This window comes from Microbispora sp. ZYX-F-249 (genome assembly GCF_039649665.1).
GTDB classification, from domain to species: Bacteria; Actinomycetota; Actinomycetes; order Streptosporangiales; family Streptosporangiaceae; genus Microbispora; species Microbispora maris.
Genome location: NZ_JBDJAW010000031.1, coordinates 22,423 through 35,281, shown reverse-complemented (window position 1 = coordinate 35,281; position 12,859 = coordinate 22,423). Strand labels below are relative to the sequence as shown.

12 protein-coding genes are annotated in these 12,859 nt (G+C 71.2%); 5 read left to right on the top strand and 7 right to left on the bottom strand.

The window, feature by feature from the left end; all coding sequences use genetic code 11:
• Positions 1–135: 135 nt before the first annotated feature.
• On the bottom strand, positions 136–2,700 hold the full coding sequence (gene pepN / locus AAH991_RS29415) for an aminopeptidase N (RefSeq protein WP_346229172.1): 2,565 nt from the start codon (positions 2,698–2,700) through the stop codon (positions 136–138).
• 182 nt (positions 2,701–2,882) lie between these two features.
• On the opposite strand from pepN, the gene AAH991_RS29410 reads away from it, so the two are divergent.
• Positions 2,883–3,491, top strand: a complete 609-nt coding sequence (locus tag AAH991_RS29410) for a mycothiol-dependent nitroreductase Rv2466c family protein (protein ID WP_346229171.1) — start codon at positions 2,883–2,885, stop codon at positions 3,489–3,491.
• Between the two features lie 94 nt (positions 3,492–3,585).
• On the top strand, positions 3,586–4,992 hold the full coding sequence (locus AAH991_RS29405; protein ID WP_346229170.1) for an aldehyde dehydrogenase family protein: 1,407 nt from the start codon (positions 3,586–3,588) through the stop codon (positions 4,990–4,992).
• Position 4,993: 1 nt separating this feature from the next.
• Here the strand turns inward: AAH991_RS29405 and def are convergent, their stop codons facing one another.
• Entirely contained in the window at positions 4,994–5,482 is a 489-nt protein-coding gene (gene def, locus AAH991_RS29400; RefSeq protein ID WP_346229169.1) for a peptide deformylase, read from the bottom strand.
• A 107-nt stretch (positions 5,483–5,589) separates the two neighbouring features.
• Here def and AAH991_RS29395 point away from each other — a divergent pair, with 107 nt between their 5' ends.
• On the top strand, positions 5,590–6,060 hold the full coding sequence (locus AAH991_RS29395) for a ribose-5-phosphate isomerase (protein ID WP_139576480.1): 471 nt from the start codon (positions 5,590–5,592) through the stop codon (positions 6,058–6,060).
• Here AAH991_RS29395 and AAH991_RS29390 read toward each other — a convergent pair.
• Positions 6,021–6,218 carry a hypothetical protein gene (locus AAH991_RS29390; protein WP_346229168.1) on the bottom strand — a complete coding sequence of 66 codons (198 nt, stop codon included), beginning with the start codon at positions 6,216–6,218 and terminating at the stop codon, positions 6,021–6,023. The genes AAH991_RS29395 and AAH991_RS29390 overlap by 40 nt on opposite strands.
• Before the next feature lie 36 nt (positions 6,219–6,254).
• Positions 6,255–7,490 (bottom strand): GNAT family N-acetyltransferase, encoded by a 1,236-nt coding sequence (locus tag AAH991_RS29385; RefSeq protein ID WP_346229167.1) that lies wholly within the window; start codon positions 7,488–7,490, stop codon positions 6,255–6,257.
• 117 nt (positions 7,491–7,607) lie between these two features.
• Between AAH991_RS29385 and AAH991_RS29380 the strand changes: the two genes are divergently transcribed.
• Complete coding sequence (locus AAH991_RS29380) at positions 7,608–8,720, top strand: PP2C family protein-serine/threonine phosphatase (RefSeq protein ID WP_346229166.1); 1,113 nt, start codon at positions 7,608–7,610, stop codon at positions 8,718–8,720.
• A gap of 4 nt (positions 8,721–8,724) precedes the next feature.
• Here the strand turns inward: AAH991_RS29380 and AAH991_RS29375 are convergent, their stop codons facing one another.
• A complete protein-coding gene (locus AAH991_RS29375) occupies positions 8,725–9,330 on the bottom strand; it encodes a response regulator transcription factor (protein WP_346229165.1) in 606 nt (201 codons plus the stop codon).
• Between the two features lie 190 nt (positions 9,331–9,520).
• Between AAH991_RS29375 and AAH991_RS29370 the strand changes: the two genes are divergently transcribed.
• Positions 9,521–10,825 carry a M50 family metallopeptidase gene (locus AAH991_RS29370; RefSeq protein ID WP_346229164.1) on the top strand — a complete coding sequence of 435 codons (1,305 nt, stop codon included), beginning with the start codon at positions 9,521–9,523 and terminating at the stop codon, positions 10,823–10,825.
• A gap of 17 nt (positions 10,826–10,842) precedes the next feature.
• On the opposite strand, the gene AAH991_RS29365 is transcribed toward AAH991_RS29370, so the two are convergent.
• Together AAH991_RS29365 and AAH991_RS29360 are read right to left on the bottom strand one after the other, a co-directional pair.
• Complete coding sequence (locus AAH991_RS29365) at positions 10,843–11,352, bottom strand: DinB family protein (protein ID WP_346229163.1); 510 nt, start codon at positions 11,350–11,352, stop codon at positions 10,843–10,845.
• A gap of 44 nt (positions 11,353–11,396) precedes the next feature.
• The gene (locus AAH991_RS29360; RefSeq protein ID WP_346229162.1) at positions 11,397–12,566 is read right to left on the bottom strand and encodes a serine hydrolase domain-containing protein; all 1,170 of its coding nucleotides are present in this window, start codon (positions 12,564–12,566) and stop codon (positions 11,397–11,399) included.
• Between the last annotated feature and the right edge of the window lie 293 nt (positions 12,567–12,859).

Sequence of the window (12,859 nt, the reverse complement as noted above, 5' to 3'; positions counted from 1 at the left end):
TCTTGCACCCGGTTTGCCCGACTGCAAGATCACGGACTGTATTCACGCTGCCAGAAGGGTGGGCCCGCCGAATTCTGCATGATCACCAAGGGTGACCGGGCAGCTCGGCGGGGTCCTGTGCGACAAACTGCAAGATCACGCGGAGGCGTCGCGGGCGCGGGCGCGCAGCGCCCGGCTGACGCCGTCGGCGCCCTCGAGCAGCAGGCGCCGCAGCGCGTGCGGCGGCTGGTTCGCGCTGATGTGGTCCTGCGTGCGGGCCACGGTCTCCGGACGGATCAGCAGCGCGGGGTAGCAGCCGACGGCGAAGTTCTGCGCCATGTCGAAGGTCCACTCGCTCCAGATCCGCCCGATCTCCTCGAAGTACCGGTCGCCGTACGGCTCCAGCAGCTCGGGGTGGTGCGGGTCCACGAAGCCGAGGATCGTGGAGCGCAGCAGCGCCCCGCTGAGCTCGCCTGCCACGATCGCCGTCCAGGTCTCGGCCTTGGCCTCCGGGGTCGGGATCGCGGCCCGGCTGGTGGCGGCCGAGCGCTCGCCGGTCGCGGTGGCGTCCCGCGCCAGCTCCGCGTCGATGTCCCCGGCGCCGAGCACACCGCCGGACACGAGCGCGTGGATGAGCGTCCAGCGCAGGTCGGTGTCGACGGCCAGGCCCTCGGGCACCTCGGCGCCGTCGAGGACGCCCTTGAGGAACGCCAGGTCGTCGGGCGAGGTGGCGGTGGCGGCGAAGGCGTTGACGTAGGCGAGCTGGTGGTCCGAGCCCGGCTCCGCCGCCGCGATCAGGCGGCGCAGCGCGCCGGCCAGCTCGGCGAGGCCGGTGGCCCGCCACGCCGGGTCGGCGTACTGCTGCACGGCCTGGCGGGCCTGGCGCAGCACGGTCTGCAGGACGGTCATGTCGCGCACCGAGTCGATGCCGGAGACGACCAGCTTGACGTAGTCGCGGGTGGCCATCTCGGCGTCCCGCGTCATGTCCCAGGCGGCCGACCAGCACAGCGCGCGGGGCAGCGACTCGGTGAACGCGCTGATCCCGCCGTTCACGAGGGTCTGCAGCGACCGCTCGTCGAGCCGGATCTTGGCGTAGGTGAGGTCGTCGTCGTTCACCAGCACGAGGTCGGGCCGGGCCTCGCCGACCAGCTCGGGCACGGCCGTGCGCGCCCCGACCACGTCGAGCTCGACCCGCTTGGTCCGGGTCAGCACGCCGTCCCGCAGGGAGTACAGGCCGATGGCCACCCGGTGCGAGCGCAGCGTCGGGTGCTCCTGGGTGGCCTCCTGCAGCACGTCGAAGCTCAGGAACCGGCCCTCGTCGTCCGTGGTGAACGACGGCCGCAGCGTGTTGACGCCCGAGGTCTCCAGCCACTCCTTCGACCAGGACGACAGGTCGCGCCCGGAGGTGCGCTCCAGCGCCGACAGCAGGTCCTGCAGGGTGGTGTTCTTCCAGGCGTGCTCGTTGAAGTAGTCGCGCACCCCGGCGAGGAAGTTGTCGAGGCCCACGTACGCGACGAGCTGCTTGAGCACCGACGCGCCCTTGGCGTACGTGATGCCGTCGAAGTTGACCTCGACGGCCTGCATGTCCGGGATGTCCGCGGCGATGGGGTGGGTGGAGGGCAGCTGGTCCTGCCGGTAGGCCCAGGCCTTCTCGACGTTGGCGAACGTCGTCCACGCGCCCTGGCCCCACCGGGTGGCCTCGGCCTGGCACAGCACGGACATGTAGGTGGCGAACGACTCGTTCAGCCACAGGTCGTCCCACCAGCGCATGGTGACGAGGTCGCCGAACCACATGTGCGCCATCTCGTGCAGGATCGTCTCGGCGCGGCGCTCGATGACCGCGTCGGTCACGCGCGAGCGGAAGACGTAGTCCTCCAGGAACGTCACCGCCCCGGCGTTCTCCATGGCGCCGGCGTTGAACTCGGGCACGAACAGCTGGTCGTACTTGCCGAAGGGGTAGCGCAGGCCGAAGACGCGGTGGAAGAAGTCGAAGCCCTGCTTGGTGACCTCGAAGATGTTGTCGGCGTCGAGGTACTGCGCGAGCGAGCGCCGCACGTAGACGCCGAGCGGGATGCCGTCGTGCTCGTCCCGCACGACGGCGTACGGCCCGGCGATGAGGGCCGTGATGTACGTCGACATGACGGGGGTCGGCGGGAAGTGCCAGCGCCTCGCGGCCTGCAGCGTGCCGTGCCGCCCGCGGTGCTCCTCCAGCTCCTCGGCCGCGTCGGGGGCGGCGTTGGACACCACCTCCCAGTCGGCGGGGGCGAGGACGGTCAGCTCGAAGGTCGCCTTGAGGTCCGGCTGGTCGAAGCAGGCGTACATCCGGTGGGCGTCGGCCGTCTCGAACTGGCTGTGCAGGTAGACCTGCCGGTCCACGGGGTCGACGAAGCGGTGCAGGCCCTCACCGGTGCGCATGTAGGAGCAGTCGGCGTCCACACGCAGCTCGTTGTGCGCGGCCAGCCCCGGCAGCGGGATGCGCCCCTTCTCGGCGTCGTAGGTGCTGACGTCCAGCTCCCTGCCGTTGAGCACGACCTTCCGCACGTGCGCGCCGTGCAGGTCGATGAAGGTGTCCGCCCCCTCGCGGTCCGAGGTGAAGTGGACCGTCGTGATGCTCTCGAACCGCTCCTCGCCCTCCGTCAGGTCGAGTTCGACCTGGTAGGACTGGACGGAGAGCAGCCGAGCGCGCTCCCGAGCCTCGTCCCGTGTCAGATTCCCTGCCACACCCGCTCCTCATCACATGATCGAGCCCCCGGATCCCCGCCGCCCCGTCGCGTCAGGGAATGGATGAATCCTGCCACGCCGCGGGGACATCGCGGATTCGAGATCGCTCCTACCTGGAATAGGAGATTTCCTGCCCGGGTTGACGACCGCAGGAACCATAGTCCGTTCGAGAGGGTGTCACAGTGTCCGACCGAAAGCTTGTCGATTTCTGGTTCGACCCCGCCTGCCCCTGGGCGTGGATCACCTCGCGCTGGATCCACGAGGTGGCCGCGCTCCGGCCCATCGACGTGCGCTGGCACATCATGAGCCTGGCGGTGCTGAACGAGGACAAGGACATCCCCGCCGACTACCGCGAGCGGGTCGGGCAGACGCTCGGCGCCGTACGGGTGCTCGCCGCCGCGGCGGACAAGTACGGCGAGGAGGTCCTCGGCGACCTCTACACCGAGATCGGCCGGCGCTTCCACGACGAGGGGCGCGAGCGCGACCGGGCCACGCTCGCCGAGGCCCTCACCGCCGCGGGGCTCGACTCCGCACTGGTCGCCGCGCACGACTCGGACGAGTACGACGAGGCGATCCGGCGCTCGCACGGCGAGGGCATCGACCTGGTCGGCCAGGAGGTGGGCACGCCGGTCATCGCCGTCGAGGGCACGGCGTTCTTCGGTCCCGTCGTGTCGCCGATCCCGAGGGGCGAGGCCGCCGCCCGGCTGTGGGACGGGGTCCTGCTCGTCGCCGGCACCGACGGCTTCTTCGAGCTGAAGCGGTCCCGGACCCGCGACCCGATCTTCACCTGACGCTGACAGGCTCCTTCACCGGCTCGCGAATCGATCGGAAAGGTTTCGGCCGGAAGGCTCGCCATCTGACAGCCGAGGCGCAAGGATGAGTGACATGCGTCACCTCTACGTGAACGGAGCCTGGGTCCCGTCCGCCTCGCGCGAGGCCGTCGACGTCGTCAACCCCGCGACCGAGGAGATCGTGGACCGGGTGCCCGCGGGGTCGCCCGCCGACGTCGAGTCCGCCGTCGCCGCCGCCCGTGCCGCCTTCCCCTCCTGGTCGGCCCTGGAGCCGGCCGAACGCGCCGCGTTCCTGGGGGCGGCGGCCGGGCTGCTCAAGGAACGCGCCCAGGAGATCGCGGCGACCATCGCCACCGACATGGGGGCGCCGCTCACGCTCGCGCTGAAAGTGCAGACGCTGATGCCCGCCGAGGTGCTGGCCTTCTACGCCGACCTCGCCAAGAGGTACGAGTTCGACGCCGGCCGTGTGGGCAACTCGCTGATCGTGCGCGAGCCCGTGGGCGTGGTGGGCGCGATCACGCCGTGGAACTACCCGCTCCACCAGGTCGTGTGCAAGGTGGCCCCGGCGCTGGCCGCGGGCTGCACGGTGGTGCTCAAGCCGAGCGAGGTCGCGCCGCTCGCGGCGTACGCGCTGGCCGACATCCTCCACGAGGTAGGGCTGCCGCCCGGCGTGTTCAACATGGTCAGCGGCCACGGGCCGGTGGTCGGCGAGGCCATCGCGGCCCATCCGGACGTCGACATGGTGTCGTTCACTGGGTCCACGAGGGCCGGCCGCCGGGTCGCGGCCCTCGCGGCCGAGACGGTCAAGCGGGTGGCCCTGGAGCTCGGCGGCAAGTCCGCGAACATCATCCTGCCCGACGCCGACCTGGAGAAGGCGGTGAGGAACGGGGTCGCCGGGGCGTACCTCAACTCGGGCCAGACCTGCTCGGCGCTGACCCGGATGCTGGTCCACTGGGACCAGTACGACGACGCCGTACGGCTCGCTGTCGAGGCGGCCGGCGCCTACGTCCCGGGCGATCCGTTCGCCGAGGGCACCCGTCTGGGCCCGCTGGTGTCCGCCGCCCAGCGCGACCGGGTCGTCAGGTACATCAACCGCGGCCAGGAGGAGGGCGCCCGCCTCGTGCTCGGCGGGCCCGACAACCCGATGGAACGCGGCTACTACGTCGAGCCCACGATCTTCGCGGGCGTCTCGCCCGGCATGTCCGTCGAGCAGGAGGAGATCTTCGGCCCGGTGCTGTCGATCGTCCCGTTCTCGTCGGAGAACGAGGCCGTCGAGATCGCCAACGGCACGCCGTACGGGCTGTCGGGAGCGGTGTGGGCGGGCACCGAGGACAGGGCGCTCGCGGTCGCGCGCCGCCTGCGCACCGGGCAGGTGGCCGTCAACGGCGGCCGGTTCAACACGATGGCGCCGTTCGGCGGCTACAAGCACTCGGGGATCGGCCGCGAGCTCGGCGAGTTCGGCCTGGAGGAGTTCCTGGAGGTCAAGGCCATCCAGCTCTGAGTCAGGGCGCCTGCAGGAGGATCTTGCGGCGCTCGTCCTTGCCCAGCCGGTCGACGTACAGCGTGCCTTCGAGGTGGTCGAACTCGTGCTGGAAGCACCGGGCGAGCATGCCGCGGGCCTTGACGGAGACGGGCCTGCCGAGCTTGTCGACCCCGCGCAGGGTGACCCCGGCGGCGCGGGCGGTCGGGGCGTACAACGGCTTGCCGGTCTCCTTGCCGGGCACCGACAGGCAGCCCTCCTCCTCGACGACCTGCTCGGCGTCGTCGATCGTGAGCTCCGGGTTGATCACGTGGCCCTTGCGGTTGCTGATGTCGTAGACGAACAGCCGGCGGCCCACGCCGATCTGCGGCCCGGCCAGCCCCACGCCGTCGGCCTGGTACATGACGGCGAACATCTCGTCGATCAGCCGGCGCAGTTCGCGGTCGAAGTCCGTCACCGGTTCCGCGGGGGTGCGCAGGACCGGGTCGCCGACGTAACGCAGCTCGCGCATGACACTCCTGTCAGGCCGGAGGTGTAAGGGACGGATACCCGTCTTGGCTATTACTTTAGTGGAGCCCGGGGTCGTGTCCGCCAGAGGCCTTCTGGGAAACTTGTGCCGTGCGTGTCTACATCGGTGCCGACCATGCCGGCTACGAGCTGAAGAATCACCTGGTCTCCTGGCTGAAGGAGCAGGGCCACGAGGTGGAGGACTGCGGGCCCCACGTCTACGACGCCGAGGACGACTACCCGCCGTTCGTGCTGCGCGCCGCTCAGGGCGTGGCAGGCGACGCGGGCAGCCTCGGAGTGGTGATCGGCGGCTCGGGGAACGGCGAGCAGATCGCCGCCAACAAGGTGCGGGGGGTGCGCGCGGCCCTCGCCTGGAACGAGGACACGGCCAAGCTGGCCCGCGAGCACAACGACGCCAACGTGATCAGCCTGGGCGCCCGGCAGCACACGCCGGAGGAGGCCGCCCGGTTCGTCGGGCTCTTCCTGGCCACGCCGTTCTCCGGGGCCGAGCGGCACGCCCGGCGGATCCGCCAGCTCGCCGACTACGAGACCACCGGCGAACTGCCGCCGCTGCCCGCCTGAGTCCCTCTGCCGTCCCGGCCCCGGCGGGGCTCCCGCCGGGGCGTCTCGTCCCGCAGCGGCCGCTGGTCGGCGGCCTCCAGCTGCTCCGGCGTCGGCCGGGACACGTCCCGGGCCCGCATGGCCGTGATCGCGGTGATCTGCAAACTCTGCAGCGCCATGCCCGAAGCCTACGCGCCGGTTGTCCGCGGCGCGTTTCAGAACACCCGGCAGCCCCACGGCGCCGGGTCCCATGCCATCGCGGCCGACAGCTCGCGCAGGGCGCCCGCTCGGTGCTCCCGCACCAGCCCGGCGTCCGCCGCCGCACCGAGAGGCCGCCCGCCCAGGTACGCCGCGCCCAGCACGCCGACCGGCAGCGTGAGGTCCGCGGGCGCCTCGCTCCGCTCGCACGTCCCCTCCCCGCCGGCGACCTTCAGCCGCCAGCGCCCGGCGTTCCACGGGCAGACCTCGTCCTCCACCTCGACGACGAGGTCGGCGGGGGCGGCGTAGGCGCGGGCGGCCAGGGCCCGGTCCACATCCACGAGACGGACCCACAAATCGTCGATCCAGACCGCGTTGAGCCGGCGGGGCTCGGCCAGCAGGTGCATGATCGGGTCGTCCAGCGGGCGCCGCTCGGCGTGGACGACCGCGCACAGGTCGCGGTCGAGGACGCCGCGCCAGGCCAGCGCGTACGCCGCGGGATCGACGGCGTGCAGCTCCAGGAGCCGGACCTCCCCGTCCGACACGTTGTGCTCGTTCCAGCCGGACCTCGCCCGGAACAGCGCGTAGCCGCGGGGCCCCGACGCGTCCTCCGCGATCAGGCAGCGCAGCGGGCCCATCCCGCCCCGGTCGTGGTCGGTGTCCGGGAGGATCTCGGCCCGCCAGTACGCCTCCGAACGCCCGTACAGGCCGGGACGGCCGGGCTGTACGGCGTCGTAGACCCGGCGGAGCCTGGCGAGCTCGTCCGCGGGCCTGGCCACCCGGAGACGCAGCGCGGGATCGGCGGGGGCCGAGCGGGTGAAGGCCGAGCCGTGGGTGGGGATGCGGAAGGACAGGGCGTCGGCGGCCCTGCCGTACCCGAAGCGGCCGTAGATGCCGGCCTCGCTGGCGTAGAGCGCGGCGACGGCCTCGCGCCCGCTGTCGTGCAGGTCGTGCAGCTGGTGGGTCATCAGCGCGGTCAGCACGCCCTGCCGGCGGTGTGAGGGGAGCACGCCCACCGACGTGACCCCGGCGACGGGGATCGGGCCGCCGGGAACCGTCATCCGGAAGGACAGCGCGCCGGCGCAGCCGGCCGCCAGGTCGCCGTCGAAGGCGGACACCAGGCGGTCGATCTCCATGATCTCGCGCCAGCGGTCGGTGATCTCCAGTGGATAGGTGGAGCTGAACGCCTCGTAGGCGACGGCCACGAAAGCCGGCCACTCGGCTTCCTTGATGGGGCGGACGGCGATGCTCATCGAAACACCGTAGAAGCGGGCCGCCGCGCGGGGCGACCCAATATCCGTGCCGCGTGATCTAGACCTTGGTCAAGCAGGTGCCGCCACCTGGGCTGTCCGGATACAGTCGAGGCCATCATGACTTCCCGACCGGCGCCGCTGATCCCTCCTCGGCTGCGCGCGCTCCTGGCGCGCGTACCGCTCCTGGTGCCGTTGGTTCGTTTCGTCAGGAAAGTCTGGTCGAGGGACCGGTACCTCCTCATCGCTCTCGCCGTGCTCACCATCGTGGTCGGCGTGCTCGACGCGGAGGTGTCGGCGTACTGGTTCTCGCCCTCGCTGCTGATCCTCTTCACCCTGATCGGCGGTCTCCAGCTCCGGCTGCGCAGCCTCGCGATCCTGCTGTGCGTGGTCGTGGCCTCCCTGACGTACATGGGACCGATCACGGGGGTGCCCAGCGTCGGGCCCGGCCTGCTGATCACGATGGCCTTCACCGCCGCGCTGGCGTGGACGATGGCCCGGACCCGGGGCAAGCTCGGCGTCCAGGGCCTGCGCGGCGACGCGATGCTGCTGGAGCTGCGCGACCGGCTCAAGCGGCAGAGCGAGCTGCCCTCGCTGCCCAAGGACTGGGGCGGCAAGGTGGTGCTCAAGCAGGCCGGGGGATCCTCGTTCGGCGGCGACTTCGTCGTCTCGATGCGGGAGGGCGACCGGGTCCAGGTCGCGGTCGTCGACGTGTCCGGCAAGGGCGTGGACGCGGGCACCCGCGCGCTCATGCTGTCGGGCACCTTCGGCGGGCTGCTCGGCTCGGTGGACGACTTCCTCGTCGCGTGCAACTCCTACCTGCACCGCCAGCTCGGCGACGAGGGGTTCGTCACCGCCGTCCACCTCGACCTCGACCTGTCCACGGGCGCCTACACCATCACCTCGGCCGGACACCCGCCGGTGGTCCGGTTCGACGCCGGGTCGGGCACGTGGCGGGTGTCCACGGCGAAGGGCGTCGTGCTCGGCGTGGTTCCGGACCTGGCCTGCGAGACCGACAGCGGGGTGCTGCGCAGGGGCGACGCGCTCATGCTGTTCACCGACGGGCTGATCGAACAGCCCGGCCGGGACATCGACGCCGGGCTCGACCGGTTGCTGGGAGAGGCCGAGCGGCTGCTGCCGTCGGGGTTCCGGGACAAGGCCCGGCAGCTCGTCCAGTCGATGTCCTCCGGCCACAACGACGACTGCGCGCTCGTCCTGATCTGGCGCCCCTGAGTTCCTACAGCCAGCCGGAGTCGGTGGCGATGCGGACGGCGTCCACACGGCTGCGCGCCCCGGTCTTGACGAGGATGCGCGACAGGTGGTTGCGCACGGTGCCGACGGACAGGCCCAGGTCCGCGGCGATCTCCTTCGGGCGCGCGCCTCCCGCCGCGAGCCGCAGCACGTCGTGCTCCCGCGGCGTCAGCGGGCAGTCGGCGGCCTCCAGCGCGGCGACCGCCAGCTCGGAGTCGACGACCCGGCGCCCGGCGGTGATCCGGCGGATGCCGTCGGCGAGCTGCTCGGGGCCCACCTCGATGCTCAGGTAGCCCAGGACGCCCGCCGCGAAGGCCCGCTTCACGTGACCCGGGCTCGGCTGCGCCGACAGCAGCATCACCCGGCAGCGCGGCACCTTCTCACCGAGCCGTGCCGCCGCGCTGAGCCCGTCCACGCCGGGCAGGTCCGCGTCGATGACGGCGGCGTCCGGCCGCACGTCCAGGGCCGCGGGCACGATGTCCTCGCCCGACCCGACGTCCGCGACCACCCGCAGGTCGTCCTCCCCGTCGAGGGACGCGACCAGGCCACGCCGTACCAACGGAAGATGCTCGGCCACCAGGATCCGGATCAAGATGCTCCCCTCTGGACGTCTCTCAAAGGGTGATCGACCAATTGCGTACTGTCAACGAAGTGTCCCTAATCGGTCATGGCCGGGCAAGCCGAACCCGCGTCGGAAAAGTCTTCGCTTTTGCGCGGGTGGGCTACGCTCGAAAGGTGCTTCGTCTGCCAGGGCACCTTCTCCACCTCGGGGGTACGCGCTGATGAGCTGGCTCTTCGTGGCCGGGTTCGTGATCCTCTTCGTCGGTCTGCTGGTCTCCATCGCGCTTCACGAGATCGGGCACCTCGTGCCCGCCAAGCTCTTCGGCGTCCGCGTGACCCAGTACATGGTGGGTTTCGGGCCCACGATGTGGTCGCGCAGGCGGGGCGAGACCGAGTACGGCGTGAAGTGGATCCCGCTCGGCGGCTACATCCGCATGATCGGCATGCTCCCGCCGCGTGCCTCCGACGAGCCGGGCAAGCTGCGCAGCGTCTCCACGGGCCCCTGGCAGGGGCTCATCGAGAACGCGCGGGCCGTCGCCTCGGAGGAGATCCGGCCGGGCGACGAGAACCGGGTCTTCTACCGCAAGCCCTGGTGGCAGAAGGTCATCATCATGACCGGCGGCCCGGCGATGAACTTCGTGCTGGCGTTCGTGCTGTTCGCGGTCGTGATGATGGGGTTCGGCGTGCGCGAGTTGACGCCTGTCGTGTCCTCGGTGTCCAAATGCGCCATCCCCGCCGCCGAGGCGGGGCACCGCGACTGCCGGGACAGCGACCCGCTGACGCCCGCCGCCAAGGCCGGTCTGCGGCCCGGCGACCACATCGTCGCCGTCGGCGGCACTGCGGCCGCCGATTGGGAGGCGGCGCAGCGGCTGATCCGGGAGCACGGCGCGGGGGCGACGACGCTCGGCATCGAACGGAACGGGCAGCGGACCGACGTGCGGGTCGACCTGATCGCGCAGGACATGCCCTCGCTGACCGACCCCGACAAGATCGACAAGAACGTCGGCTTCCTGGGCGTGAGCCCGACCACCGTCGTGGTGAAGAAGGGCCCCGGCTACGTCGTCGGGCAGATGTGGGACCTGACCGAGCGCACCGCCGTCGCGATGGTCAACATCCCCAAGAAGATGGTCGGCGTGTGGAACGCCGCGTTCTCGGGAGACAAGCGCGACCCGAACGGGCCGATCGGCATCGTGGGGGCGGGCCGGATCGGCGGTGAGATCGCCGCCTCGGACCTCCCGGTCGAGAACAAGATCGAAATCTTCATCAACCTGCTGGCCGCGCTGAACCTCGCGGTGGGCATGTTCAACCTGATCCCGCTGCTGCCGCTGGACGGCGGGCACATCGCCGGCGGGCTCTGGGAGGGCCTCAAGCGGGCCTTCGCGCGGGTGCGCCGCCGGCCCGCCCCCGGTTACGTGGACGTGGCCAAGGCGCTCCCGCTGACGTACGTCATGGCGGCCCTGCTGGTCGTCATGGGCGGCCTTCTCATCTACGCCGACCTCGTCAACCCGGTCCGCCTGTCCGGCTGAGCCCGCCGGGCGGCGGGCTACTCGCCTGTCGCGCCGTCGACGCGCTCGCGCAGCAGATCGGCGTGGCCGTTGTGGCGGGCGTACTCCTCGATCATGTGGCACATGATCCAGCGCAGCGAGTAGTGGACGCCCTCACGGGCCGTCTTCGTCATGGCGTCCAGGTCGGCGCAGGCCTCTTCGGCCGCCCGCGCGTGCTCGACCTCCGCGCGCCAGGTCGCGAAGGCCTCCTCGGCGGACGCGGTGTCCACGTTGTCGAACTCGCCGTCCGGGTCGTCGGCGCTGTAGTAGATGCCCTCCAGGTCCTCGCCGTTGAGCCGCCGCCGGAACCAGGATCGCTCGACGTCGGCCATGTGCCGGACGAGGCCGAGCAGCGACATGCTGGAGGGCGGCACCGAGCGCAGCCGCAGCTGCTCCTCCGTCAGGCCCTCGCACTTCACGGCGAGGGTCTCACGGTGCCAGTCCAGCCAGGAGCGCAGCATCGTGCGCTCGTCCGCGGCGACAGGGGGATCGATACGTGTGTCGGTCATCCCGGCATACTGCCCGGCTCACGCGGTATCGCGCCAACGCCGCCTCAGATCGCGCTGCGGACCGCGTCGAGGAGCGTGGCGGCTCTGCTGTCCGGCTCGCCCTCCCGAACGCGGTTCATGACGTAGCCGAAGGCGAGGCCGGACGCCGGGTCGGCGAAGCCGAGCGATCCGCCGTAGCCGGGGAACCCGAAGGCGGCCGGGCTGTACCAGAAGGCGTCGGGGGTGGGCAGGCCGAAACCGGTGGCGATCCGGACGGGCACGCGCAGGACGCGGTCCACGCCGCCGGCCTGTTCCGCGGTCGCCGCCGCCACAGTGGCGGGGGACAGGATGCGATGCCCGTCGACCTCGCCGATCAGGGCCGCGTAGAAGCGGGCCAGCGCGCGGGCGGTGCAGATGCCGTTGGTCGCGGGCATCTCGGCGAGCTGCTCGGCGGGGTCGTCGTGGTTCAGCAGAGGGGTGACGACGGTCATCGCCCGCATGGTCAGCGATGTGGGATCGGCATAGGCGCGCATCACCTCGCGCGCGGACTCGGGAAGGGCGTCCAGGTCGATCCCCGTCAGCGCGCCGAGGTCGATCGGGGTCGTGACGATCCGGCTGACCCGGTGCTGCTCGGATTCCGGCAGCCCGATCCAAAGATCGAGGCCGAGCGGTGCGGCGATCTCCTCGGCGAGGAAGGCACCGAGGCTGCGGCCCGTCACCCGGCGGACCACCTCGCCGACCAGCCAGCCGTACGTGTGCGCGTGGTAGCCGTGCTCGGTGCCCGGCTCCCAGAACGGCCGCTGGGCGGCCAGCGCGGTCACCATCGGGTCCCAGGCGATCGCCTCGGCCGGGGTGATCGGGTTGTCGATCGCGGGCAGCCCGGCCTGGTGGGTGAGCAGCCAGCGCACCGGGATCCGGCCCTTGCCGTTCGCCGCGAACTCCGGCCAGTAGCCGGCGACGGGTGCGTCCAGGTCCAGTTCGCCCCGCTCGGCCAGCAGGTGCGCGCAGGCGGCGGTGACCCCCTTGGTGGTGGAGAACACGACCGCCAGGGTGTCACGGTCCCAGGGGCGGCCCGTCCCGGGGTCGGCGATCCCGCCCCACAGGTCGACGACCTTCCGGCCGTGCAGGTATACGGCGACCGCGGCCCCCACCTCCTGCCCGCCGGACAGATTCGCCGCGAACGCCTCACGTACTGCTTCGAATCCAGGTGCGGTCTCGCCGCCGATTCCGGGCATGCGTCATCGCCTTCCGAACGATCGGGATGTGTGGGCAGGAGCCGGCGAGGCGGGCGCGGTGCTGCGGTGCCGTCTCTCGCAGAGACGAAGTTAGTCCATTGATAAAACATCGTCAACGGCGAAGACGATGTTCTCTTCCGGGTCGCGGGCGCTCGCAGAGACAAGTAGGCCGTTCATCGACTGTGGAGGCCGAACCTGACCGCCTTGACTGAGAGATGAACGGTTCATTGCTCAGGCTTGTGCATATGGGGCAGATGTGATCAAAATCAATTCACCCTTCAACTACTTGGGTG